Annotated in this window: 16 protein-coding genes; 8 read left to right on the forward strand and 8 right to left on the reverse strand. The window is 62.4% G+C overall.

The features are described 5' to 3' along the window. Nucleotides 1-14 precede the first annotated feature (14 nt). Complete coding sequence (gyrA, locus tag ACYQ2I_RS01625; RefSeq protein ID WP_460165240.1) at nt 15-2,783, reverse strand: DNA gyrase subunit A; 2,769 nt, start codon at nt 2,781-2,783, stop codon at nt 15-17. A gap of 325 nt (nt 2,784-3,108) precedes the next feature. Between gyrA and ACYQ2I_RS01630 the strand changes: the two genes are divergently transcribed. Continuing rightward, nucleotides 3,109-4,176: a hypothetical protein gene (locus ACYQ2I_RS01630; RefSeq protein ID WP_460165241.1), complete on the forward strand. Its 1,068-nt coding sequence runs from the start codon at nt 3,109-3,111 to the stop codon at nt 4,174-4,176. A gap of 42 nt (nt 4,177-4,218) precedes the next feature. Here ACYQ2I_RS01630 and ACYQ2I_RS01635 read toward each other — a convergent pair whose 3' ends face one another. Then, nucleotides 4,219-5,121, reverse strand: coding sequence for an endonuclease/exonuclease/phosphatase family protein (locus tag ACYQ2I_RS01635; protein WP_460165242.1), 903 nt, complete (start codon nt 5,119-5,121; stop codon nt 4,219-4,221). Between the two features lie 142 nt (nt 5,122-5,263). After that, complete coding sequence (locus ACYQ2I_RS01640; RefSeq protein WP_460165243.1) at nt 5,264-6,304, reverse strand: hypothetical protein; 1,041 nt, start codon at nt 6,302-6,304, stop codon at nt 5,264-5,266. A 178-nt stretch (nt 6,305-6,482) separates the two neighbouring features. On the opposite strand from ACYQ2I_RS01640, the gene ACYQ2I_RS01645 reads away from it, so the two are divergent. Together ACYQ2I_RS01645 and ACYQ2I_RS01650 are read left to right on the forward strand one after the other, a co-directional pair. Next, complete coding sequence (locus tag ACYQ2I_RS01645) at nt 6,483-7,748, forward strand: pyridoxal phosphate-dependent aminotransferase (RefSeq protein WP_460165244.1); 1,266 nt, start codon at nt 6,483-6,485, stop codon at nt 7,746-7,748. A 237-nt stretch (nt 7,749-7,985) separates the two neighbouring features. Next, the gene (locus ACYQ2I_RS01650) at nt 7,986-11,231 is read left to right on the forward strand and encodes an Lcl domain-containing protein (protein WP_460165245.1); all 3,246 of its coding nucleotides are present in this window, start codon (nt 7,986-7,988) and stop codon (nt 11,229-11,231) included. A 20-nt stretch (nt 11,232-11,251) separates the two neighbouring features. Here ACYQ2I_RS01650 and ACYQ2I_RS01655 read toward each other — a convergent pair whose 3' ends face one another. From ACYQ2I_RS01655 to ACYQ2I_RS01665, 3 genes are all read right to left on the reverse strand, one after another. Further along, on the reverse strand, nt 11,252-12,565 hold the full coding sequence (locus ACYQ2I_RS01655) for a tetratricopeptide repeat protein (protein WP_460165246.1): 1,314 nt from the start codon (nt 12,563-12,565) through the stop codon (nt 11,252-11,254). Between the two features lie 221 nt (nt 12,566-12,786). Next, nucleotides 12,787-13,752 carry a tRNA pseudouridine(55) synthase TruB gene (gene truB / locus ACYQ2I_RS01660; RefSeq protein ID WP_460165247.1) on the reverse strand — a complete coding sequence of 322 codons (966 nt, stop codon included), beginning with the start codon at nt 13,750-13,752 and terminating at the stop codon, nt 12,787-12,789. Nucleotides 13,753-14,070: 318 nt separating this feature from the next. Continuing rightward, the gene (locus ACYQ2I_RS01665) at nt 14,071-15,063 is read right to left on the reverse strand and encodes a sugar phosphate isomerase/epimerase family protein (RefSeq protein ID WP_460165248.1); all 993 of its coding nucleotides are present in this window, start codon (nt 15,061-15,063) and stop codon (nt 14,071-14,073) included. Between the two features lie 653 nt (nt 15,064-15,716). Here ACYQ2I_RS01665 and ACYQ2I_RS01670 point away from each other — a divergent pair. From ACYQ2I_RS01670 to ACYQ2I_RS01685, 4 genes are all read left to right on the forward strand, one after another. Beyond that, nucleotides 15,717-16,622, forward strand: coding sequence for a response regulator (locus tag ACYQ2I_RS01670; protein WP_460165249.1), 906 nt, complete (start codon nt 15,717-15,719; stop codon nt 16,620-16,622). A gap of 146 nt (nt 16,623-16,768) precedes the next feature. Next, complete coding sequence (locus ACYQ2I_RS01675) at nt 16,769-18,301, forward strand: sulfatase (protein WP_460165250.1); 1,533 nt, start codon at nt 16,769-16,771, stop codon at nt 18,299-18,301. Between the two features lie 391 nt (nt 18,302-18,692). After that, a complete protein-coding gene (locus ACYQ2I_RS01680) occupies nt 18,693-20,204 on the forward strand; it encodes a P-loop NTPase family protein (RefSeq protein WP_460165251.1) in 1,512 nt (503 codons plus the stop codon). Nucleotides 20,205-20,311: 107 nt separating this feature from the next. Continuing rightward, nucleotides 20,312-21,460 carry a CBS domain-containing protein gene (locus tag ACYQ2I_RS01685; RefSeq protein WP_460165252.1) on the forward strand — a complete coding sequence of 383 codons (1,149 nt, stop codon included), beginning with the start codon at nt 20,312-20,314 and terminating at the stop codon, nt 21,458-21,460. A 41-nt stretch (nt 21,461-21,501) separates the two neighbouring features. Here ACYQ2I_RS01685 and ACYQ2I_RS01690 read toward each other — a convergent pair whose 3' ends face one another. Together ACYQ2I_RS01690 and ACYQ2I_RS01695 are read right to left on the reverse strand one after the other, a co-directional pair. Next, on the reverse strand, nt 21,502-22,242 hold the full coding sequence (locus ACYQ2I_RS01690) for a hypothetical protein (RefSeq protein ID WP_460165253.1): 741 nt from the start codon (nt 22,240-22,242) through the stop codon (nt 21,502-21,504). 145 nt (nt 22,243-22,387) lie between these two features. After that, complete coding sequence (locus ACYQ2I_RS01695; protein WP_460165254.1) at nt 22,388-23,590, reverse strand: inositol-3-phosphate synthase; 1,203 nt, start codon at nt 23,588-23,590, stop codon at nt 22,388-22,390. A gap of 303 nt (nt 23,591-23,893) precedes the next feature. Here ACYQ2I_RS01695 and ACYQ2I_RS01700 point away from each other — a divergent pair, with 303 nt between their 5' ends. Next, a complete protein-coding gene (locus tag ACYQ2I_RS01700) occupies nt 23,894-25,093 on the forward strand; it encodes a pyridoxal phosphate-dependent aminotransferase (RefSeq protein ID WP_460165255.1) in 1,200 nt (399 codons plus the stop codon). The last annotated feature ends 48 nt before the right edge of the window (nt 25,094-25,141 follow it).

Genomic DNA, 25,141 nt, shown 5'->3' on the forward strand with positions numbered 1-25,141 from the left:
CGACGCGTTGCAAGTCACGCGTCGTCGCCGGTCGGTTCGGCCTCGGGCTGGGAGGCCGTTTCGGCATGCTCCGATTCGGCTTGATCGTCGTCTTCTTCGGGCGGAATGCGTTTGACGGCGACCAGGGTGTCGTCGTCGTCCAGGCTCATTACCCGCACTCCTTGCGTATTGCGGCCGACGATGCGAATCTCGTCCACGTTGATCCGCTGGATCTTGCCCAGGGCGGTCATGAGGAGGACGTCGTCGCCCTCGTACACGGCCGCGATGCCGACGACCGGCCCGTTGCGCTTGGTCGTCTTGATGTCGCGGACGCCTTTTCCACCCCGCTTTTGCGTGCGGTAATGGAAACTCGACGAGTTCGTGTTGACTTCGGCGTCGTTCTCGTCGCCGGTGTCGGAATCGTCGGTGTCGCCCTCGGGGGCTTCCTCGGTCGTATCGTCCACGGCGTCGTCGGCGTTCGGGCCGAAGGGCGTGCGCTTTCCGTAGCCGTTCGCGCAGACGGTCAACAGGCAGGCGTTCGGGTCGGCCACTACCATGCCGACGACGCGATCGCCTTCGGTGAGCGAGATCCCTTTCACGCCGCTGGTGTTGCGGCCCATCGGTCGGGCATCGGACTCGCGGAAGCGAATCGCCATTCCCTTGGCGGTGGCCAGGAGAATCTCGTCGCCCGGACCGGTCACCACCACGTCGACCAGCTCGTCTCCTTCCCGCAGCTTGACGGCGATGATACCGCCGCGTTTCGGACGTCCGTAGGCGGCCAGCTCGGTCTTTTTCACCAGTCCGTCGCGGGTGGCCATCAGCAAGTAGCGGTCGGGTTCCGAGAAGTCGCGCACGGGGATGCAGTCGGCGACCTGCTCACCTTCTTCCAGCTCGAGCAGGTTGACGATGGCGCGGCCGCGGCTGTGTCGCGGCAGCTCGGGCAACTCGTAGACCTTCCGCCAGTGCACTTTTCCGCGGTTGGTGAAGAACAGCATGTAGTCGTGGGTGCTGGCGACGAACACGTGTTCGATGGGATCCTCGTCGTCGACCTTGGCGCCCTTGAGTCCCTTGCCGCCGCGACGTTGCGCGCGGTACGCCTTGACGGGCGTCCGCTTGATGTAGCCGCTGGAGCTGATCGAGACCACCATCGACTCTTCTTCGATGAGGTCCTCGATGTTGAAGTCGCCGATTTCCTGTTCGTCGATTTCGGTACGGCGGGCGTCGGCGTACTTTCGCTTCAGCTCGAGTTGTTCCTCGCGGATGATCGCCAGGATGTTCGCCTCGTCGGACAAAATACGATTGTACTCGGCGATGTCGGCCAGCAGTCGCGCGTACTCGTCGGCCAGTTTCTCTTGTTCGAGGTTGACCAACTGGCCCAGCGACATCCGCAGGATCGCGTCGACCTGCACCGGGGTGAGGAAGTATTCCTCGGCCGCCCCGTGCTCTTGCGTGAATTGCGAGAAACCGTCGTCGCCCAGGGCACGATGCAGCATCGCCGACGGACAAGGAATCTGCATCAGGCGTTCCTTGGCCTCGGCCTGCGTTTTCGACTCGCGGATCGTGCGGATGATGCGGTCGATGTCGGCCAGCGCCAACAGCAGCCCTTCGACGGTGTGCTTGCGGTCGCGGGCCTTGTTCAACAAGAAGGTCGTGCGGCGGCGGATCACCGTCACGCGATGCCGCAGGAACTCTTGCAGCATGTCCTTGAGTGTGAGTACCCGCGGCTTGCCGTCGACCAACGCCAACAAGTTGATCGAGTACGTCTGCTGGAGCGACGAATACTGATAGAGCTGGTTGAGGACGACCTCGGGGTCGGCGTCGCGCTTCAGTTCGAGGACGAGTCGTACCGGCTCTTTGAGGTCGCTTTCGTTGCGAATATTGCGGATACCGGCGATTTTCCCCTCGTTGACCAACTCGGCGATGCGTTCTTCGATCTGATCGCGTTGCTTCTGGTAGGGGATTTCGTGAACGATGATCTTCGCCGATTTGCCGTCTTCGACGATTTCGGTGCGGGCACGGATGACGACGCGACCTTGCCCGGTCGCATACGCCTGATAGATGCCGCCGCGACCGCAGATGATGCCCCCGGTCGGAAAGTCGGGGCCTTTGACGATCTGCATCAGTTCGCGGATGGTGACGTCCGGCTCGTCGATCAAGCGGACCAACGCATCGCAGATTTCGCCCAGGTTGTGCGGCGGAATATCGGTCGACATGCCGACGGCGATACCCGTCGCCCCGTTGACCAACAAGTTCGGGAACTTCGACGGCAAGACGGTCGGTTCTTTGCGCCGTTCGTCGTAGGTCGGCACGAAGTCGACCGTGTCGAGGTTCAAGTCCTCGAGCATCAACGCGGCAAAGTGGGAAAGCCGGGCCTCGGTGTATCGCATGGCCGCCGGAGGCAAGCCCGCGATCGAACCGAAGTTCCCTTGCTTGTCGACCAGCACGTAACGCATGACCCATTCCTGGGCCATGCGGACGAGCGTGGGATAGATGACGCTTTCACCGTGCGGGTGATAGTTCCCGCTGGTGTCGCCGCAAATTTTCGCGCATTTGACGCGGCCCGCCCCCGGGCTGAGATTCAAATCGTTCATCGCCACCAAGATGCGCCGTTGCGACGGCTTGAGTCCGTCGCGGACGTCGGGCAGCGCACGGCTGACGATGACGCTCATCGCGTACGTCAGGTAGCTCTGCTTCAGCTCGTCCTCGATCGAGGTGGCCACCAGCCGCGATGCCGAAGACGCCTCGGCATCATCGGGAAGGGGTTGCTCGGGTGAATCGGGCGGAAGTTGGGAATCGTCTGCCAAGGCAACGCCTCGCTGTCGGTCAATGATCCGTCGTTGGTCGATCGGTCGTCGGACACTTCCTCGGCGGAACGGCGCCCGACAGTCCGTCTCGTCACACACTCAAAACCGCTAAGTATACCGGTTTTGCGGTCTTTCCGCAATCGGCCCCGGGCTGCGATCGTCGATCGTAAGTGCTTGTGCAGCAAAGGGTTGCGTTTTTGTTTTTCTGCCTTGGACCCACGGCGTGACGACCGAGGTGGCGGACGATCGTTTTCGGGTGATCGCCCTGCCGGGTACACTGGAGAGGAAACCGTGCCGCCGACCGCGCATGCGAGGTTCGCCGAGGATGGTTGTCCGTTTCCTGTGTCCTTCCGGCCATCGGCTGAAGGCCCCGCCGTGGATGATCGGGGCCGAGGTTCGGTGTCCGCGCTGCGGCCAGGCGACGGTCGTTCCGAAACGGACGGCGGCCGGTGCGCACCCTCGGCCGTCAGCTTCTCACGACGACTCCGCCCCCGCCGGAAACGCCCTCGCGAACGAGCAAGCGGCGTCCTCGACCGCCCTTTCCTGCGCCCCGGCGGCAAGCGACGAGGGCACGGTCATCCTTTCGGTCGACGACCTGATCGACTCGTCGGTTTCCGAGGATGCCGATTCGGCGTCGGAAGCCCCCGCCGGTCCGACGCGAGACGGTCGGACGGGACAGTCCGAGGCCTCGGGCAAGAACGGCAATACGCCGCCCCCGCTGCCGGGACGCCCCCCTCCGTTGCCCAAACAGAGGGAGAAACCGGCCGCCTCGAAGAACGCCTTGCCGGAAACCGAGCCGGCCGTTTCGGCGGACGAGGGCACACCGATCGACGCCGAACTGGTCGAGGAGTTGCCGGAGCACGATCGACCTTCCCCGTCGCGACCGCGCAGTTTGTGGCAATGGGGCGTTTTGTGGGACTTAGGGCAAGTCGACCCCGAAAAGCTTCCGCGGCGCGATGCCGAGTCGATCCGGAACGCCCGCTTGCTCGAAGGGGTCACGGCCGCGATCGTTCTAGCGACGTCGGTTCCGATCTGGTGGGCGGGGGAGCGGGCTCCCTGGGCGTTCGCCCTCGGCGCGCTGGTGTGGATCGAGCTGGCCGTCGTGCTGATGGGCGTGGTGTTTCCCGACTGGTCGACGATGCGCCGCCAGCTTTACGTGTTCGGCATCGCGGCGGCCGGGCTGGCGAGCTTGGCGGCCTTCGTGCAATTCGCACCGCACGGTCGCGAGTTGCCCTTGGGGCTCGACGCGTACCGAGCTTCGGCGGGCAGAGTGGCGGCCACGCTCATGTTGCTGCAACTGCTTGCGGCGGTCGTGTGCGGCTGGTACGCCGCCGGTTGGAAACGCCGCGATATGCTTCGGCGGCACAAGGTGCGCCGGAGCAAACGTCGATAGCTTCTCGCAAACGGGGCGCCGTCTACGGTTGCACGCAACGTCTTACGGGGCGATCGCGGGCCATTCGATTTCGGCCATGACGGGATAGTGATCCGAGGGATATCTTCCGTCTTGCGAGTCGTGGAGAATCTCGGCCGAAACGACCTTCGCCTTCGAGCGGGCGTCGACGAACACGTAGTCGATCTTGCCGCCTGCGGTGCCGCCTGCGAAGCCGTGAAACGTGCCGACTTCGGTCGCCTCGGGATGGAGCACGCGGAACGTGTCGACCAGTTTGACGGGCGATGCGCCCGCCTCGCCTTTGAGCAGGCGAATCGCGGGGTTGTCTTCGGCGGCGTTGAAATCGCCGGTCACGACGACGGGACGCACCGGATCAAGACGTGCCAGCCGCTCGGCAAGCAGCGCGGCACTCTTTTCCCGCGACGGTTGCGACTGATGATCGAAGTGCGTGTTGAACACGTACAGCTCGCGACCGCTTTTCGTGTCGGCGAATCGGCCCCAGGTGACGATGCGGGGGATGCGGTTACCCCACGTTTTCGACCCCGGCGTGTTCGGTTGGTCGGAAAGCCAAAACGTGCCCTGATCGACGACGCGCCAGCGGCGGCCGTCGTACAAGATCGCCGAGTACTCGCCGGCTTGTTTGCCGTCGTCGCGTCCGACGCCGATCTCTTGGAAGTGCGGCAACGCCCGGCGAATCACGTCGATTTGAAATCGCAGCGCTTCCTGTAAACCGACGAAGTCGTAGTTTCCGCGTTCGATGAGATCGACGACCAGGTCCTTGCGGTTCGACCATTGATTCGGGCCGTCGGGGGCCGTGCCGTAACGAATATTGAACGTCAGCACACGCACCCGCAACGGCGTCTCCTCGCTTCGCACCGAGAGATTACCGAAGGTCGACAAGGCGACCGCCAGGACCGCAGTGAACCAAACCGTTCGTCCGCAAGGCATCGTTGAAGAATCTCCCTCGTCGTGAATCGACTTGTCTTTCGCACTGCCGAGTTACGCGCGACGCCACCCCATCGTATTTCGAACCGCGACCGAAGGCCATCGTTGTGCGGTCGAATGGGTGATTTGCGAGAGAACGGCGATTTCACGGCGGACACGTCGATGACGTGCGCGTTGGTTCGGCGGTGAGATCGAAATCGGCCAATTCGGCGGCCGCGCGAAGGCAGCCGGTGACTTCCCAGCCCATGTTCATCCCACCGGGCGCGTAGTCGGCCGGGTCGCGCGACCCTTGCAAGTAGCCGCGATCCCACGCTGCTTCGAGGCCTTCATGCATCAGCGGCAGCAAATCGCAATCGAGCGTGATCCAATCGCCGTCGTGGGCGCTTCGGTCGGTGTACCGGGCCGCACCGGGATTGAAAATGAACTTGCCCGTGGCCGGCTTGCGATCCGAGCCGACGTCCTTCGCCAAATGCGGCACGGGGATGCGATACCGGGCGTCGAACAACGGAATCCCGAACCAATAGTAATCACCGAAGCCCGGCGAACGGCGGTTCCGGTTCTGAATGGTCAGGTAGAACACCAATTGCGCGGTGTGCCGCTTCGGATCGTAACCGGGACACTCTTCACGACGCCATTCCCGAACCCGATACCGCAGGTGAAATCGCACTGCGTGCAAGGTAGGCAAACGGGGATGGTTGAGAAGTTGTCGTTCGACGAGCAGATGCGGCCAGGGATCGCCCACAGCGGGGGATCGCCCGCCGTATTCGCGGGTGCCGTCAAGCCCCAATGCCAAATCGGCGCTTGCGTGATCGGGGAAACACTCGACGAATTTCGCGCCGTCGTCGAATCGCACCATGCCGTCTTCCCGAACGGTCCGTTTCGCATCGGCGAGCGTGAAGCGGCTGTGCCATTGAGCCACTCCCCAGACAGGCCGGCAGGCGTCGCCGACCGCGGGGCACAATACGCCTTGCTCCACATGTTTTCCGGGCATGGGCGACCATACCCGAAAGCCGCGCCGGAACCGCGGATCGTCGATCAAGGGAAGCGCTTTCGCCGCGTTTTCGGCGGCGCGTCCCGAGAGACAACCTACGCCCCAGAAGGTCGCGGCGGCCAACAGCGCACGTCGCGACAATCGTTTTCCTGCCCGTGCGGGCGGCACGGCAGGTAAGCCGGGAGGATCCGTCATTTGGGGTTCGCCTCGCTCAGAAAGCCCTCGGCGGCTTCAATCCGGTCTTTGTATGACGTAAACTAATTGCTCGAATCGATCCCCGCAATCGTGTGCCCCCAGAATGTCGGGGAAGGGGTGTGTAACGTCCTCGGGGCGGTGGTGTTCGTTTGTCCTTGCAACGTCGGAAGCATTTGCCATGCCTACCTTCAGCCGCTTCGTTCGAGAGTTGACCGTCGAGACCGCTTTCGACGTGTTGGTGCGTGCCCGGCAGTTGAAGTACGAGGGAAAGGACGTCGTCGAACTCGAGATCGGCGACAGCCCTTTCCGCAGCACGAAAGCAGCGTGCGAAGCGGCGGTCGAGGCGTTGCAAGCGGGGCTCACGTCGTATTGCCCGTCGGGGGGCATTCCCGAGTTGCGGCACACCGCGGCGGAATTCATTGAGCGTGAATACGGGGTGCCGGTCACCGATCAAAACATCGTCGTCGGTCCCGGAGCGAAACCGTTCGAGTTGTTCTTCTGCGAGCTGTTCCTCGAGCCGGGCGACGGCGTGCTCGTCTTCTCGCCGTTCTTCCCGACCTATTTGCCCAACATCCAGCGGCGCGGTGCCAGGGCGGTCTATTCGCCGCTGAAGATGGAACGCGAGTTTCGCCCGAACCTCGACGATGTCGAGCGATTCCTCGCCGAGGATCCCAGCCCGAAAGCGATCTTCCTGAACAGTCCGCACAACCCGACCGGCGGTGTGGCGACGAAGGAAGACCTCGAAGGCCTGGCCGAGCTGATCCGCGGCAAAGATGTCGCCCTGTTCAGCGACGAACCGTACGATCGCATGGTGTGGAAAGGCCGGCATCACACCCCGTTGGCCGAACCGGGGATGATCGAGCAGACGGTTGCCGCCTACACGTTGAGCAAGTCGTACAGTATGAGCGGTTGGCGGTTGGGATTTGCGGTCACCTCGCCCACGATTGCGATGCAACTGGGCAAGCTGATCAATACATCGTTGTCGTGCACGCCGCCGTTCTTGCAAATGGGCGCCGTGGCGGCCCTTTCGCGCGACAACGACGAAAGCCTTGAGAACATGGCGAAGTTCCGCCGCAAAGTCGAATTGCTGGTCGGCAAGTTGAACGAGATCGAAGGCATCGACTGCCTGATGCCCGGCGGGACGTTCTACGTGTTTCCCTCGGTGGCCGAGGTGTGCAACCGGCTGGGGATCACCTCGCACGGGCTGGCCATGTTCCTGCTGGAAGCGGCCGACGACCGTTTCGGCATTGCGTGTTTGGGCGGAGAATGTTTCGGAGATGCGGGGGCCGGGTTCCTCCGCTTCAGTTGCGCCGAACCCGACGAGCGAATCGCACAGGCCTGCGACTTTTTGGCCGACGCAATCCACCGCGAGGACCGGGTGAAGGCGTACCTCGAATCACATCCCGAGTACCGCCTGGCCGCGCCCTATCCGGCGGGACGCTGAACACGTCGGACGTTCCCTCACCGGAAGGCCCCTCGCCGGAGCGTGTCCGTATTTTCCGCCCCTGCGCGAAACCGTGACCCTGCCGCCGGGTTACATCTCCTAGAGGATCCTCGCAACCCCCGTTCTCTAGGTTCTGCGTGTTGTCTCGTCTGCACCTTTTCATGTCGCTCGTGTCGAGCGCGCCGATTTCCGGTGACGACGAGCACATTGTCGCTTCGGCGTAGGAGGTCCCCCCGTATGTTGTGCATCGGAATTCGAAACAGCAGGTTCCCGTGGTTCGGGCTTTCGCTCGCGCTCGGGTGCTTGGCAGCTTGGTGGTCGTGTCGAACGACGGTCGGTGACGAGCCGTACCCGATCGTCGATACCGGGCAGGTGCGTTGCTTCGACGATCGCGTCGAGATTCCGTATCCCAAGCCCGGCGAGCGATTTTTCGGGCAAGACGCCCAATATCGCGGGCACGCGCCGGCGTACCGCGACAACGGCGACGGCACGATTACCGATCTGGTCACGGGCCTGATGTGGCAAAAGGATCCGGGTGAGAAGAAAACGTATGCCGAGGCCGTCGCCGGGGCCGCCGAATGCAGACTGGGCGGCTACGACGATTGGCGCCTCCCGACCATCAAGGAACTGTACTCGCTGATTCTCTTCAGCGGCGAAGACGTCGATCCCATGGCGACCGGCGGCGATTTGCACCCCTTCATCGCCGAGGACTACTTCGCCTTCCAGTACGGCGATCTGCAAAAGGGTGAGCGAATCATCGATGCACAATTCGCCACGTCTACCCGGTACGCCAGCACGACGATGAACGGCGCGGCCACCATGTTCGGCGTGAATTTCGCCGACGGCCGCATCAAAGGCTATCCCCGCGACCGCGGACCGCGCGGCCCGAAACTGTTCTACGTGCTCTATTGCCGCGGCAACCCGAACTACGGCAAGAACGACTTCCATGACAACGGCGACGGCACGATCACCGACCGGGCCACCGGCTTGATGTGGGCGAAAGTCGACAGCGGTTGCCTGAAGGCCGGGCCGAACAAAGACGGTCGCCTGAACTGGGAACAGGCCCTGAAGTGGGTCGAAGAACTCGAGTATGCCGGGTACGACGATTGGCGGTTGCCGAACGCCAAAGAATTGCAAAGCCTGGTCGATTACTCGCGCTCGCCCGATGCGACGAACTCCCCGGCGATCGATCCCTTGTTCGAATGTACGCCCATTCGCGATCCCTTGGGGCGGGTCGATTACGGTTTCTATTGGACGAGCACGACGCACAAGCGCGCGGGCGACGGCTCGGCGGCGGTCTACATCGCCTTCGGACGCGGCGGCGGCTGGATGCCCGATCGGACGGGCGCTTATCGTTACATGGACGTGCACGGCGCGGGCTGCCAGCGGAGCGACCCGAAGTCGGGCGATCCGTCACGCTTTCCGCACGGACGCGGCCCCCAAGGCGACGTGATCGGCATTTACAATTTCGTCCGACCGGTACGCGGCGGGAAGGCGGAGCCGGCCACCGAAGGGCCGCCGTTGGAAGAGCGAAAACCGCGTCCGCGGCGCAGTGGCTTCGACGGCGGTTCTCCGCCGGGACCGATGCCGGGTGGTCCCGCGGGGCCGGGTTTCGGCCCTGGTCGAGGCCCCGGTTTCGGGCCTGGTTTTGGTCCCGGTTTCGGGCCGCTGGAAGGGCCGATGCCCCCTGTCGATCGTGAGGCGCCGCCCGGCCCGCCGTTGAACCCGGAAACCTTTCTCGAACGATCGGATCGCAACGGCGACGGCATGATTTCGCGCAGCGAATTTCGCGGCCCGCCGGTTGCGTTCGATCGATTCGACGCCGACGGCAACGGTACCTTGGATGCCGACGAGATACGCGCCTTGCTGGAATCACGGCGAAGTCGCGGCGAGAACCCGCAAGGGCCGACACGTCCGGCACGCCGCAATGGGGCTTCGTCACAATCGCCGGCTGCGCGGACGGGGCGTACCGACCAGGCCGTTCGTCGGACGCCGCAGACGGAACGTGGGTCGGCCTCTTCGGCAGAGCCGCCGGGTGAGAAGCCCGCCCCACGGACCGAAGCGACCTTTGCTTCGCTCTCCCGGGAAGTCGCGGCAACGGCCCCGTTGCCGGAAAAGCCGTCGAAAGATGCGCCGCCGAACTTCGTTTTCGTCCTGATCGACGACCTCGGCTGGAGCGAATTGTCGGTCACGATGGATCCGCAGTTGCCCGACGCACGCAGCGACTTCCATCAAACGCCGAATCTCGAAAAGCTCGCCGCGGCGGGGATGCGGTTCGCGCAAGCCTACGCGCCGGCGCCGATGTGCACGCCTACTCGCGCGTCGCTGCTGACCGGCAAGACGCCCGCCGCATTGCACATCACCACGCCGGGACCGCCGCAAAGCGGGGAAGGACACAAGCTCATTCCTCCGCGACACGAAACGCTGTTATCGCGGTCCGAAACGACGATCGGCGGGCTCTTGCGTGAATGCGGCTACGCGACGGCGTTGTTCGGCAAATGGCACATCGGTCGTTCGCATGCGGGCATGTACGGCTTCGACGCGCACGACGGAATCACCGGCAACCTGTTGGAGCAGGCCGAACCGCAAAACCCGAACCCGAAAAACATCTTCGGTCTGACGGCCGAAGCGTGCCGTTTCTTGGAGAGGCACGTTCGCGCAGGCGAGCCGGTGTACGTCCAAATCTCGCATTACGCGATTCACGAACCGAGCGAGGCCGATCCGGCAAGTGTGGCGATGTTTTCCAAACTTCCGCCCGGAGAACGGCATCGCGACGTTTTCAAGGCGGCGATGATCTACGATCTGGATCGTTCGATCGGGCTGTTGTGGGAAAAGATTCGCCGCTTGGGAATCGCCGATCGTACCTACCTGATCGTGATGTCGGACAACGGCGGATTCGGACGGCCGCCGGGCACGTCCTGCCGGCCGCTCTCCGGCGGCAAAGGATCGCTGTACGAGGGCGGAATTCGCGTCCCCTTGGTCGTCGTCGGTCCCGACGTAAAGGCAGGAAGCGTATGCCGCGAGCCGGTCGCGGGGTACGACCTGTATCCGACCATTGCCGAGTTGGCTGGGGCGAAACACCTACCCGAAGGCGTCGAGGGTGTGAGCTTCGCCTCGCTGTTGACCGGCAAGGCGACATCGTGGAACCGGGATCGGCCGTTGGTGTTCCACTATCCGCATTACGGCCGGGGCGCGCGGCAGACGCCTTGTTCGGCGATTCGGGTGGGCGACTACAAGTTGCTGCGTGATTACGAAAGCGGGACCGACAAGCTCTTTTGCCTGAAAGACGATATCGGCGAAACCCGCGACCTGAGCGCCGCAATGCCCGAGAAAGCCGCCGAATTGGCGCGTATGCTCGATCGTTACTTGGCCTCGGTCGATGCCGGGTTGCCCTCGCCCAACCCCGATTACCGCGAGGCAGCCTCTCCGGCGGAACCGGCGACACGGCGCCCGCGGCGCGGCGTGCGAACGTCGCGTTCGTAGCGAATCGCCCGCCATGACGGTCAACGTTTGCCCGAGCAAAAGAACGCCGGTCCCTTGTTCGGACGCCGTGCGGCGTTTCGCTTGAGCCGGATGGTCGTAAGCATGGAATGCAACAATTGGGCGAATTCGTCGTTCGGGCTTTGAGTGCGTTCGACGATCGCGAGTGCACGGAGACACAACGGTTCTGCCTCCGTGAAACGTTCGCAATCGAAGTACAGGTCGGCCAGCCGAAAGAGGACGTGGGCCAGATCGAGCGACGGCGAATCGGACTGTTCGAGGATCGACACCAGGCGGCGGTACAGCTTTTCGGCCGCGTCGAAGTCGCCGCACTTCTGGTATCCCTCGGCCACCTGCCAACACACTTTGAGAAAGGTGGGGGAATCGGGCGCCGCATGTTGCTCCCAGAAGGCTATCGTTTGCTCGAGCAGTTCGCGTCCCTTTTCGGCGTTTCCCTGATCGTAGGCAAGAATGCCCAACAAGAAGTTCACGCGTGCCGCGTGATCGCACTCGCCGAGTGCTTCCCGATAGAGTGCCGAGGCCCGCCGGAAGAACGATTCCGCCCGTTGGAAATCGCGTCGATCGTGACACAACAGGGCGTATCGCTCGAGGACGTCGGCCAGCCCCCCTTTGTCGGTTGCGAAATTCGTCTCGCGAATCGACAAGGCACGGCGATAGAGTTCTTCGGCCCGGCCGAATTTTCCCTGCTCGTGGTACAGCATGGCCAAATCGGCGGAAATCACGGCCGTTTCACGGCGGTGCTGCGGTCCCAGCACGTCGAGGGCTCGCCGGTAGTGATGCTCGGCGGCCTCGAAATCATTCAGCCGGCGATGGGCGCAGGCCAGTTGCTGTAGTATGAAGGCGATGCGCGTTTTACGTTTGAACCAAGCGTGCTCTTCGAGGGGCAACAGGTATTCGAGCACGCGCACGACCATGGCGTCGTTTTCCATCTGTCGATAGAACGCAAACAATTGCCGATAGCTTTCCCGCGAGCCGGGGATGCTCCCCTGGTATTCTCGATGTGCCAGTTCGCCGGCGCGGCGATAGAGCGGTTCGAGTTCGGCGTCGTCGACGGTCCCCCGCAGCGTGTGGATCAGCAGATACAAACTCAACAGCGTGTTCGGATGATCGTTGCCGAACGTACCGGCCGCTACGAAACAAGCTGCTTTGGCCGGCCACGAGTAGAACGCCTTTTTCCAGAGGTTCCGTGCCGTCCAGGCGATCAACAGTGTCCACACGCCGAGGGCCGGCCGGGGAGCCGCGCGGCACATCCGGGCCGATGCCGATCGCAGAGTTCGTCCGACGGCGGCCGCCGAAGTCGAAAGAAAACGACGCATGAGTTCTTCCGCGTGCCCCGAAATGAAATCGCGGCCCGAGCCGATACCGATGGGGAGACCGTCTACCAAGAGCGGGTCGGTGGGATCCGAAACGTTTTCGCGCGTCGAACCGCCTCTCGACTTTCAGTATGACGGACACACAATCGAGGGTCCAGCGAACAAAACGCGGAAACGAGGTTTTCCGCGGACGAAACGTCCCCCGGAAGGAATCGCGCGGCTTTTTACAGGCTTTGGTACCCCTCGGGCAAGGTTTTCGCTTGCGGCCCCGGCAGGAGATTTCGCTTCGGCCAAAATCGGCCTTCGGCATCCTTCCGCAGAATCGAGACGAGATTGCCTTCGGGGTCCAGGCCTGCGAATTCGGACGGTTGTTCGGCTTCCGGAGGAAGCGTGAACCGCGGCGGGGTGATCGCTTCGGCGGCGATCGGTTGTCCGCGATAGATCGTATCGACCTGTTCGGCCGTCATATGCACCGTGGGCAAATGCGGTACGGCCTCGCGCGGCGGAAGGAGAACTTCCTGCCAGTTTTCGTAGTTGATTTCTTCCGGGGCCAAGGCATCTTCGATACGGAAGGGGCCCACCGCCGAGCGGACGAGCGACGACATGACCGCCGCCGTTTGCAACGCAGCGGCGATATCGCGTCCCAGCGCGCGAATGTACGTACCCGACCCGCATTGGACTTTCAGTTCCAGCTCGGGATATGCGTAGCGTACCAGCTCGATTTGATAGACGACAACCGTCCGCGGCGGTAACGCATCGAGTTTGCCTTCCTGGGCCAGCTCGTAGGCACGGCGGCCTTCTACCCGCAACGCCGAAAAGATGGGCGGACGCTGTTCGATGCGCCCCACGAAGTTCGGGAGTACGGCTTCGATTTGTTCGGTCGTCGGGACGGGCGGATCGACCAGTTCTTCGACGGGCTGCTCGATGTCGTCGCTGGCGCTCCGTTTCCCCAATTGGAAAACCGCGAGATACTCTTTGGGCAATTGCTGGATGTAGGGAAGCAATTTCGTCGCTTTGTTCGCGCAGGCGATCAGGACGCCTTCGGCCAGCGGGTCGAGCGTGCCCGCATGCCCCAAGTTCAGTTCGCGAGAGGCGCGCTGCGCTCGGTTGAGCGCATGTCGCGACGTCATTCCGCGTTCTTTCTTGAGATTGTACAGGCCCATCACATCGGACCGGTGTCGCTTTCTCATGACATTTCTCCGTCGGCCGCTTCGTCGGGCACGCCGTCGTCGGGCAACGCCCAATCGCCGTCGCTTTGAATGACAACCCGGCAAATGCAGATTGTTCGGTCGATGAAATCCATTACATCGCACAACGACCGAATTGCCAACCGGTTGTCGCTGTTCCGAGTCCGAAATCCAAAATATCAGCTACTAAATAGCCGATGTTTTGGATGAAAATCGATCTTTCGGCAAACGGGCCGTTCGGGCATACGGATCGCTGCGAACAACAAGGGCGCCGACGACACAACCGGCGGCACAGGCGTAAGAACGCGACGCACTGCGACTTCAGACGTATTCGAACACGACGCCGATTTCGCCGCCCGTCTTGAACAGGTATTGGCGCGATGCTTCGTACTCGGCCGGCCCCTTCATGTGCTCGATCATCAACGGCACGTCGTTGGGAAGCTGCGCCAAGCGTTTCAGATAGGTCTTGTAGTCGAGCTCCCCTTCGCCGAGCGTCACTTCGACGAAGTGGACGTTCATTTCGACCTGCCATTTCAGGTCTTTGGCGTGACAGCTCACGATCCACGGGCCGAGCTTGTCGAAGCACTCGTTGATAAGCCCCGTGTTGTCGTAGAACTTCGCCGGACAATTCACCAGGTTGCACGGATCGAGATGCACGCCGAAGGCGTCGCGATCGACGGCCTTGAGCATTCGAAGGTACGCGTCGGGGCTGTCCGGCAACGACCAGCCCATCATCTCGTAGCAGAACTTGGCGCGTCGCGGCTTGACGGCGTCGATGATCTTGCGGGCGTTCTCGACCGCGGCGTCGAAGAATGTGTCGGACAAGTTGTCCGGGTGCGGGCCGTACCAGATGTCGGCATTGAACGAACCGGCGATATCGACGCAGCACAGGGCGCCCAGTTCGTCGGCCAAGGCCAGGCCTTCGGTCACTCGTTCGAGGTTCGCCTTGCGTTTTTCGGCATCGGGATCAAGCAGATTGCACCAGCGTCCGACCTCGGCGATGACGACGTCGTTCCGCTGAAAGGCGGTACGGATGTCGCGAATACGCTCTCGATCGTCGATGCCCACCGGCGGACAATAGGCGGCGCGATAGCTCTTCTCGCGATGCGCACGCGCCAGTTCTTCAGGGTCGGCCGGCGCCTTGAAAACCGGTGCTCCCAGCCGGATCGGATGCTTCGTTGCAGGAGACGTTCCCGCCGCCGGTTGCGTTGTCGCGACCGGTTCACCCGCCGTCACACCACCGGCGGCCGCCGCGGCCGTCAATACGGTCGACGTCTTGAGAAAGTCACGTCGCGATGTGCCTTGTGTCTGCATCGGTGGATCTCCTCGACGAAGCGGATAGAGTCGGCGACACCGGCCGGCGCGCTTCGATGGATCGATTCGCTGCTCACCGCACGAGCGCCCGGCCGACATTCCATCATCCTCAACGGCGACGGCAGACGTCAAGGAAATCGACCCTTTCCGCGTGAGTCGGGGCGGCGAAAACGCCGTCGCCCGTGCGGGAAACACCCCGAAAGATTGTGCCTCGAAAAGCCGCCCTTCTGTTCGTATGATTGCACGCATTCTCACGAGACCGTACGATCACGGTGGTTGCGTCGCATGCAGCGGAGGTGAGGCCGAGAGTCCGGCGAACATTCCAAATAGCGTGCTGCGATTGCTCGGAGCATTCCGAGTGTTGCGAGCGACGGCGCGTTCTGGATGGTCTCATCTCCAAGCTGTCCGAGGAAAGCAGCAAGAAAAGGACGGCACGGCAGGGGGCGCACCCACAATAAGCAGCGTTTTCGACGGAGAATCTTCGGCGATTTCCTGTCTCCCATCTTTCCTTGGCTACCGATTTTCCTAACATAACAAGCAGTCGAAGGGCGACGGTGCGCGAGGCGGGCCTCGGCCGAAGGGACGCGAGTCGGTTCGGGGCGCGTCGTGTGTCGCTTGGGGGCTTGGCGGTTTCTGCCCATGCGAGGGCGACCATGCAAAAAGTGCTGGTGGTAGACGATTCACCGGTCGATCGCCGCTTGATCGCCGGTTTGCTGGCCGAGGAGCAACGCTACGCGATCGATTTCGCCGAAAACGGACGCGAAGCGCTCGAACGGCTGGAAGGATCGCGCTACGACCTCATCGTCACCGATTTGGTCATGCCCGAATTGAACGGCCTGGAACTCGTCCGCGCCGTCCATGCCAAATACTCACAAACGCCGGTCGTGTTGGTGACGTCGCAAGGTTCCGAAGAATTGGCCATTCAAGCGCTCGAGGCGGGTGCGGCCAGCTACGTTCCCAAACGCGTTCTCGGCAACCGCCTGCGGAGCACGGTCGCCGAAGTCTTGAAGGCATCGGACCATCAACGGTTGCGAAGCCGCCTGATGAACCGTCTCAACCAGTGCCGGTTCTTCTTCTGCTTGGAGAACGATCCGAAGCTCTTCTCGCCGCTTGTCGACTTTCTCCAAGAGATGCTTTGCTTCGTGGGCATGTGCGACAAGACCGAAATCACCCGCACCTGCATCGCCGTTCAAGAGGCCGTCAGCAACGCGATGTTTCACGGCAACTTGGAGATCGATTCCGAATTGCGGGCGCAAGGGGAGGGCGCTTTCTTCGACGAAGTGCGGCGTCGTGCAGGAATCGAACCGTATGCCGGTCGCCGCATCGATGTGTCGATTTCGATCGTGCCTTCACGTTTGGAAATCGTGGTTGAAGACGAAGGACCGGGATTCGACGTTTCGTGTTTGCCCGCTCCCGGCGATCCGGCGATGCTCGATTGCCCTTGCGGAAGAGGTCTCTTGCTGATGCGGGCGTTCATGAACGAGGTCGTTTACGAAAACGGCGGCCGCCGCGTCCGGCTGGTCAAGCATTTCGCCCCCACATCCCGCATTGCCGAGTGACCGTGCCGCGGCGACACGCGGTGTTCTCCGATTTTCACGTTTGCGAACGGCGCGATCGGTGAAGTAGACTAGCCTGTTACAGGTAAGCGGGGAGCACGTGCACCGATGTTGTGCGAATCTCTGGTTTCGTGTGCTCATGAGGTGACATGATGAGTCTGCCGCGATACGGCTCCCTGCTGATGATGTGCGCGACGCTGGTCGGGATGACGGCTTTTCCCGCCGCGGGTGAAACGAAACAGCCCGGCAAGTACAACGTGCTGTTCATCGCCGTCGACGACTTGCGCCCCGAGCTGGGATGTTACGACGTTCCCCTGATCCAAACGCCGCACATCGATGCCTTGGCGGCCGACGGTTTCCTCTTCCGCCGGGCGTATTGCCAGCAGGCGGTGTGCAGTCCTTCGCGGACGTCGTTGCTGTTGGGGCGTCGGCCCGACACCACGCGGGTGTACGACCTGCAAACACACTTCCGAAAGAATCTTCCCGATGTGGTGACGTTGCCGCAGTACTTCAAGCAGCACGGGTATTTCACGGCGGGATTCAGCAAGATCTTTCACGGCGGCTTGGACGATCCGGTAAGTTGGAGCGTACCGCATTGGAAGCCGAGGGCGCCGGGATACGGCAAGCCCGAAACCCTCGCAGCGCTCGCTCGCGAAGCGAAAGAAATGCGGGAAAAATACGGTCCCGCGAGCAAGGTTCTCGAACGTGACCCCAAGACCGGAGCCGTATTGAAAACGACGTCGCCGAAGTATCGTGTCCGCGGACCGGCGTGGGAGGATCCCGACGTGCCCGACAACGCCCTCGCCGACGGCCAAACGGCCGAAAAAGCGATCGAGGTGTTGCGCGAGGTCAAAGACCAGCGATTCTTCCTGGCCGTCGGTTTCTTGAAACCGCATTTGCCGTTCGTCGCTCCGAAGAAGTATTTCGACCTGTACGATCACGACGCCGTGCCGTTGGCGAAAAACCCCTTCCTGCCGAAGAACTGTCCCGACTTGGCACCGGCGAGTTGGGGCGAGCTGCGGGCGTACAAAGGGATCCCCAAGAGCGGTCCCGTGCCCGACGACATGGCCCGCGACTTGGTGCACGCCTATTACGCCTGCACCAGCTACGTCGACGCACAAATCGGCAAGGTGCTCGACGAACTCGATCGCTTGGGACTGGCCGAAAACACGGTGGTCGTGCTGTGGGGCGATCACGGCTGGCATCTCGGCGAGCATGCCTCGTGGTGCAAGCACACGAACTTCGAGGTCGCCACGCGGGCGCCGTTGATCTTCCGTGTTCCCGGCATGGAAGGCGGCAAGAAGTTGGAGGCCTTCGCCGAATTCGTCGACATCTATCCGACCTTGGTCGATGTGTGCGGACTGCCGGTGCCCGATGGACTCGAAGGCATCAGTCTCGTGCCGTTGTTCAAGAATCCCGATCGGCCGTGGAAAAAGGCGGCGTTCAGCCAGTATCCTCGCGGCAAAGCCATGGGATACTCGATGCGGACGGATCGTTACCGCTACACCGAATGGCTGACGCGAGACAAGGGCGAACTGGTGGCGACCGAGCTGTACGACCACCTGGAAGACCCCGACGAGAACGTGAACCTGGCTCCCGAGGCCGACAAGGAACTGCTTGAACAGTTGCACCGGCAGCTTCATGCCGGTTGGAAAGGGGCCCTGCCGCCGGGGCTGAAATAGGACTTTCGACGGCCCGCCGGCAACACCCCTGTTGCGGACCGTGTTTCCGGCGGACGCCGGATCGAGAAAACGCGACGCCCGATCGGGATGACCCATTTCCCGACCGGGCGTTTTTTTTGGTGTTCCTGCGCAGGAACCCGAAAGCGGCCGGAATGCTCTCCTCCGAAGGGACGATCACGCATCGCACAAGATGCCCGGCCGGTTCGAAGTGCTCGTTGCAATCGGTGTAGTCTGCATAACCTGTCGCCGGTCATGAGGGATTCCGCGCCGAAACGCGGCCGCCCTGCCGGGTGGGAAAAGCTAGGGTTTCAATGGCAATACCGCCGAGGCGGTGCCGCGTCGGCGGTCGGGTGGGGAAAATCTTGCGCACCGGGACGGGTAAACTCGCAACATGGCTGGAACATCGGACGACAATCTACTGGCAAAACTGGCGAATCTTTCGGCGGCAGCTTCCGGTGAAGGGGCTTTCGCGCCTCTGGCGGGACAGTCGTTCGAAGACCCCGAGGCCCACGAAGAGGTCGTCGAAGAGGAAATCTTCGACAAGCTCGCCGAGCGTCTCAACAGTATCGCCGAAGGGGCCGCGGAGGAACGAACGCCTACCGACATCGCTCCCATCCACGACGAGGAGCTGGGCGACGACGACAATCCGTTCGTCCCCTACGAGCCCGCATCGCTGGACGACGCCCAATTGACCGAAAGCGAAGTCGAGGCCCTGGCGTTGAAGTATCTGCTCGCCCGCGGCGACGCCACCGGCCGCGCCATCGCCGAGCAGCTTTGCCTGCCGTTCGTATTGATCGATCAAATGATGCGGCGGATGAAGCTGGATCGGCTGGTCGCCCATCGGGCCGACGCCCCGATGAACGATTACCAGTACGAGCTGACCGAGTTGGGCCGCGAGCGGGCGCGCCGTTATGCCGAACACTGTACCTATTTCGGCGCCGCGCCGGTCTCACTGCGCGATTACGTGGCCTCGGTCGAGGCCCAATCGCTCACGCGGCAGAATCCCAGCCGGGAAGATTTGTTGCGGGCGTTCGACGGCCTGTTGTTGAACAAACGTATGCTCGATCGCCTGGGACCGGCCATCAATTCGGGACGCGGGCTGTTCTTGTACGGCTCGCCCGGTAACGGGAAGACGAGTATCGCCGAACGCGTGACGTTCGCCTTCGGGCAGCACATTTGGATTCCGCGGGCGATCGGCGTCGACGGCGAAATCATCCGCCTGTTCGACCCCGTGAACCACGAAGAAGTGCCGTTGGGGCCGAGTTCTGGGCTGTTCGACAACCGCAAGGTCGATCGCCGCTGGGTGCGTATCAAGCGTCCGACGATCATCGCCGGGGGCGAACTGACGATGTCGGCCCTGGAGGTCACGATCAATACCTCGACCGGCATTTCGGAAGCACCGCTGCAACTGAAGAGCAACTGCGGGACGCTGGTGATCGACGACTTCGGCCGACAGCGAATGCCGATCGACGAGTTGCTCAACCGCTGGATCGTCCCCTTGGAAAAGCGGGTCGATTTCTTGAACCTGCCCAACGGAAAGAAAATCACCGTTCCGTTCGACCAGTTGATCGTGTTTTCGACGAACCTCGAGCCGCGCGACCTGGTCGACGAGGCCTTCCTCCGCCGTATTCCGTACAAGATCGAAGTCGGCGATCCGAGTGAGAAAGAGTTCCGCGAGCTGATGGTTTTGCTCGCGAAAAAGATGGGAATCGAGTATCGCCAAGAGGCGGTCGATTACCTGATCGAGCGTCACTACAAACAAGCCGGGCGTTCCTTCCGGTTCTGCCATCCGCGGGACTTGTTGATGCAAATCTCCAACTTTTGCCGGTACGCCGACCGCGAACCGATCCTGACTGAAGAATTGTTCGACATGGCCTGCGAAAACTATTTCTCGGTCATGTGACCGCAGAACACCCCCCGACGGCCCGCATTGACGCTCCTTCGATTCGACACCCGACGCCGCGGTGATCGTTCCGCCGACAACCCGTTCGTTCCCGCAGGGAGGGCGCGATGCCGTACGCCGAAAGGACCCATCCCGATCGTTTGTATCGCCGCACGGGCGCATGTGCCGACCGTCGAGGCTTGCGGCGACGACCGTTCATCGTCGATTGTGCAGGCAACACGGCGATGGAATACGCCTTGTTGTTGGGGATCATGATCGCAGGCGGACTCGCCGCGTATGCCGCTGCGTCGTATGTGACCGCCGGCGTGTTCGGAACGGCCTCCGACTACGCGGCCGCACCGCATCGAAGCGGCGCCGGATTTTCCCCGAAGCATCGCGACGGTTCGGCCCGTTCCCACGTTGCAGAGGAAACCGAGCGAACCTCGCCGATCGCGTGGGTACACGATCGCCTGCAAGCCGACAAAGAGACGCTCGGCAAGGCCGGTATTCACCTGGCCGTCTGGTTGTTCATCCTCGGCGGCGGATTCCTCGCGTGGCGGGCCATCCGCTGGCGCATGCGGATGCGGCGGGCGCTGCGCTCCGCCGCACGTCAGGAGCCGCCGGGAGGCGATCTCCAGTCCCAGTTGCTCTTCGAAAAGCGACGCACCATCTGCCGCGTGCTGGCGAACCATATCGACGATCGCGGAAGCTGGTCGCTTTGCGTGCGGCACTTGATGTCGGAACGGGTGTGCACCGTCGGACCGAACGCCGATGTCGATGAGATCCGGCGCACGATGCACTTCCGCGGGATTCGGCACCTGCTGGTCACCGACGGCGACCGGCTGATCGGTATCATCAGCGATCGTGACATCGCCGGTCGGCGACAAGCCCGGGCATACGAGTTGATGACGCCCGATCCGCTGACGGTTTCGCCCGATCTGCCCGTCGGCCCCGCCGTGACGACGATGCTTCAGCACCGCATATCGTGTCTGCCGGTGGTCGAGGACGGAAACGTGTGCGGCGTGTTGACGACCACCGATTTGGCGCTGTCGTTGCAATCGGCGCTGCAGATCTTGCAGCAACTGGTCGGCGGCGAGCACGTCGGTGCGCCGACCGCCCGACGCGCAACGACCATCAGCGAGTTGGCACAACGGAATCGCGCCGCTTCTCCCGCTATGGGCGGGGACACATCGTCGGCTGCCGACCCGGTCCGTCAAGCCGCCGCCGTGGCCGCAACGTCGCCGCAAGAACCGCCGCAGGTTCCGTTTTCCGGCTGAGACGTGCTGGTCGCGCCGCCATCGACCGTGCGGCGCGCCGTTCAACCGTCGTCGTCTTCGTCGTCTTCGACTTCGCCGAAGCCCAAGGCGCGAAACGCCTCTTTGTCGTCCATGTCGATGCCCAACGATTCGGCCAGCCGAATGATCGCCTCTTGGGCGAGCGGATCGTCGATTTCTTCTAAGTCTTCGGGCGATCGCGCGACGATGTCTTGAATGTCGAACCACCATTCCGAGCCGTCGTCGAGCGTGAGGATTTCACACAGGCCGCCGCCCTTCATCTGCACGACACGGGTATCGACGATATTCGGGATGATTTCTTCGGGATTCTCCGGCTCCAGGTTCTTACCTTGCGAGAGGCGTTGCATGATCAGCGACATCATCATGATGTCGTACTCGTCCGAGCTGTTCATGATGCGGTACGGCCGTTCCTGCGTGCCGTCGCCGGTTTCCATGAGAAATCGCGCGCACAGTTCGTGAACCTCGCACTCGAACGCGCACATTTCGGTGTTGCCTGCCGCGTCGTAGTAGGTGGCCAACAGCATGTGTGCCTGGGGGCTCAACAGGAAGGTAGGAAACGACCGCTGCACGCAACGCGCCATCTCTTCCAAGTTGCCGTTTTCCTCGGCCTGTAGGGCTTCGGCCATCGCTCGGCAGTTCGGCTCGTACAGCTCCGACTCGGTGATCGACCGCCGGACGCGATCGTAGCTTTCCCTCGTGCGTTCCAGCAGGAAGGCCTTGAAATCGTCCAGCAGGGCGACGTATGCGTCATTTTGATTCGACATGAGAACATCCTTTGGAAGACGGCGTGTGTGGAAAATCGAGCGTTCTTCAGCGGCAAAGCCGACGCGCAGCAGCGATCCGAGTCTGTTTCGTGCATTTCGGAAAGGTGCCGGAACGACCGGCCGCGTCTCGGTCGACGGCGGGAAATCATTCTCCTCGAGGTTGCCCCCGGCGAACGACCCACTCCATCAAATGAAGCGTTTGACCGAAGAAATCCTGGTCGGTCGTGCCGTAGGGGCTCTTGAAAAACGGGGCCAGGAACGTGAGGTATCCGGCTTCGCCGAAGCGGGCGGCACACTCGGTCAAGCGGAACAAGTCGATCACCAAGGGCGCCGCCAGAATCGAATCGCATCCTTGCCAGATGAACTGAAGGACCATCGGCGTGTTCAAGAAGCCGCGAAAGTGGATATGGTCCCACGCCGTCTTCCAGTCGCCCATGCTTTGGATGTATTCGATTGTGACCAGCGTTTGCGGCGAATAGCCGAGGATTTCGGCCAGCAAATGGTCCTTGCTGACCACCTTCGATTGCTTGTTTTGCGGGGCGTCGAGCACCTTGCCGTCGAGGTTGCCGAAGATATTGTGCCCGACCCAGCTCATCACCTCGAGGTTTCGTTCGCGAAACATCGGGCCGAGGACGCTTTTCATGAGCGTTTCGCCCGTCTTCCCGTCGCAACCGGCATGCGGCACACCCCGCCGACGGGCCAGCTCGTCGATCGCCGCCGGTTTCGAGGCCGTCGACGGAGTGAAATTGACGTGCGGACAGCCTTCCTCGATCGCGGCCACGGCATAGATCGTGCTGGCGGGCAGGGGAGAATCGGGCCCATCGAGCAACGGCCCCCAGTCGTCCCAGTGCTCGGGAAGCGCCGCCGTGCAGGCCGGTTCCGTCGAGGCGACGTTGACCACGATCACGCGCTCCAGGTCGTTCGCTTCGCGGAAGGCCGCCAGTTGTCCGCGGATCCGATTCACGGCGTCGCGCGGGGTCGCATCGCGCGGCACCTCGGAGGAAGCCAGCGAGGTGATGACCTCACCGGCCCCGAACAGTGTTCCCCACGTGATACGGGCGTCGTTCTCGGCCAAATCGCCTTCCGCGGCGTCGAGGAGTTCCGGCTCGAACAACCGGCTGTCGCGGGCGAGCTTGCGGAGTTCCGAAGCCACATCGCCCTCGCGGATTTCACATCCCCCCACGACGATCCGATCCCAGTCGACCAGATCGAGCGCGGCGAACTCAGGCCGTGCGGTAACCAGCCCTGTCGTGTCGATCAGTCCCCTCCGCAGGGCCGCCAAGCCGAGTTGGACACACGAGGCGACGCCGCCGCGGGCACCGACGAGCCAAAGACCGACACGTTTCATGCTGCCTCTTCCTGTTGTTTGTTGATTAGCCGATGAACAAAGAGGGCGAATGCCTTCTCGTGCTTGCGTTTACTTGTGCGGCAAGCGACGGCGTTCTCCGGGGGCTTCTTTTGCCTCTGCCAGTGCGTCGAACCTGTCGACAGAGTGATTTTGGGGGTGCGAGGCAAAGGAAAAGCTACTTGTTGTCCCACCGGTTACCAGTATGATTGTTTGATGTGCGCGGCGGGGAGTCAATCGCCGCGGGCCGCAGGGCCGGCTCTTTACGGATCGCAGACATTCTTTCCAAGCCAAGCAGGAACGACGATGCCTCCGACCCTTTCGAAATTGATTCAGGCGTTGCAACCCTCGGCCACGATGGCGATGGCGGCGAAGGCCAAGGAATTGAAGGCCACGGGCAAGACGGTATACGACCTGAGCTTGGGGGAACCCGATTTCGACACCCCCGAACACATCCGACAGGCCGCCGTCGAGGCGATGAATGCCGGATACACGCACTACACGGTTGCCAGCGGCATTCCTGAACTGAAGCAGGCCGTCGTCGACGCCTATGCGGCACGTTACGGACTGCAATACGAGCCGACGCAGGTCGTTATCTCGAACGGGGCCAAGCACGCCCTGCATAACACGTTCACGGTGTTGCTGGATCCCGGTGACGAGGTCATCGTGCCCGCCCCGTATTGGGTGAGCTACGTCGAACTGGTGCGGCTGGCGGGCGGCGTACCGGTCGTCGTGGAAACGACCGAGGCCGACGACTTCAAGCTCTCGCCCGAGGCGTTGCGCAAAGCCCTGACGCCGAACACGAAGGTGTTCTTGCTGTGCAGCCCGTCGAACCCGACCGGGTCGGTCTACTCGCCCGACGAACTGAAGGCGCTGGCCGAGGTCGTTCTGGATGCCGATTTGACGGTCGTTTCCGACGAGATTTACGACCGGCTGATTTACGGCGACCGGCCGTACGCGAGTTTCCCCACCGTGGCCGACGGCCTGGTCGATCGCACGATCGTCATCAACGGCGTGAGCAAAACGTACGCGATGACCGGTTGGCGAATCGGGTGGGCGATGGCCCCGGCTCCCTTGGCCAAGGCGATGGGCTCGCTGCAAAGCCAAGAGACATCGAACCCGTGCAGCATCAGCCAGCACGCGGCGATTGCGGCCTTGCGCGGTCCCCAAGATTGCGTCGACAAGATGCACGCCGAATTCGCCAAACGACGCGACTATGTAGCCCGGCGGATCGCCGAGATTCCCGGCCTCTCGTGCCCCGACATGGGCGGTGCGTTCTATGCCTACGTGAACATTTCGGCACACTTGGGTAAGACGTACGGCGATCAAAAGATCGACACGTCGGCCGAGTGGTGCCTGGCCTTGCTCGAGCGCAAGAATGTCGCGACGGTGATGGGGTCGGCCTTCGGGACCGAAGGTTACGCCCGACTGTCGTTCGCCACGAGCATGGAAAACCTCGAAGCGGCCCTCGATCGCATCGCCGAGTTCGTCGCCGAGGCGAAATGACGGCACATGCGGCGCGAATCGGCGTGACGCCGATTCGGCAGTTTGCGA

The sequence above is a fragment of the Thermostilla marina genome (assembly GCF_054657455.1).

What these genes read in the sequence shown, in the direction of transcription:
- ACYQ2I_RS01680 (WP_460165251.1), top strand. Translation starts at nt 18,693, where the DNA reads ATGGCTGGAACATCGGACGACAATCTACTGGCAAAACTGGCGAATCTT.
- ACYQ2I_RS01645 (WP_460165244.1), top strand. Translation starts at nt 6,483, where the DNA reads ATGCCTACCTTCAGCCGCTTCGTTCGAGAGTTGACCGTCGAGACCGCT.
- ACYQ2I_RS01700 (WP_460165255.1), top strand. Translation starts at nt 23,894, where the DNA reads ATGCCTCCGACCCTTTCGAAATTGATTCAGGCGTTGCAACCCTCGGCC.
- ACYQ2I_RS01685 (WP_460165252.1), top strand. Translation starts at nt 20,312, where the DNA reads ATGCCGTACGCCGAAAGGACCCATCCCGATCGTTTGTATCGCCGCACG.
- ACYQ2I_RS01675 (WP_460165250.1), top strand. Translation starts at nt 16,769, where the DNA reads ATGATGAGTCTGCCGCGATACGGCTCCCTGCTGATGATGTGCGCGACG.
- ACYQ2I_RS01640 (WP_460165243.1), bottom strand. Translation starts at nt 6,304, where the DNA reads ATGACGGATCCTCCCGGCTTACCTGCCGTGCCGCCCGCACGGGCAGGA.
- ACYQ2I_RS01635 (WP_460165242.1), bottom strand. Translation starts at nt 5,121, where the DNA reads ATGCCTTGCGGACGAACGGTTTGGTTCACTGCGGTCCTGGCGGTCGCC.
- ACYQ2I_RS01665 (WP_460165248.1), bottom strand. Translation starts at nt 15,063, where the DNA reads ATGCAGACACAAGGCACATCGCGACGTGACTTTCTCAAGACGTCGACC.
- ACYQ2I_RS01630 (WP_460165241.1), top strand. Translation starts at nt 3,109, where the DNA reads ATGGTTGTCCGTTTCCTGTGTCCTTCCGGCCATCGGCTGAAGGCCCCG.
- ACYQ2I_RS01695 (WP_460165254.1), bottom strand. Translation starts at nt 23,590, where the DNA reads ATGAAACGTGTCGGTCTTTGGCTCGTCGGTGCCCGCGGCGGCGTCGCC.
- ACYQ2I_RS01655 (WP_460165246.1), bottom strand. Translation starts at nt 12,565, where the DNA reads ATGCGTCGTTTTCTTTCGACTTCGGCGGCCGCCGTCGGACGAACTCTG.
- ACYQ2I_RS01650 (WP_460165245.1), top strand. Translation starts at nt 7,986, where the DNA reads ATGTTGTGCATCGGAATTCGAAACAGCAGGTTCCCGTGGTTCGGGCTT.
- truB (WP_460165247.1), bottom strand. Translation starts at nt 13,752, where the DNA reads ATGAGAAAGCGACACCGGTCCGATGTGATGGGCCTGTACAATCTCAAG.
- ACYQ2I_RS01690 (WP_460165253.1), bottom strand. Translation starts at nt 22,242, where the DNA reads ATGTCGAATCAAAATGACGCATACGTCGCCCTGCTGGACGATTTCAAG.
- ACYQ2I_RS01670 (WP_460165249.1), top strand. Translation starts at nt 15,717, where the DNA reads ATGCAAAAAGTGCTGGTGGTAGACGATTCACCGGTCGATCGCCGCTTG.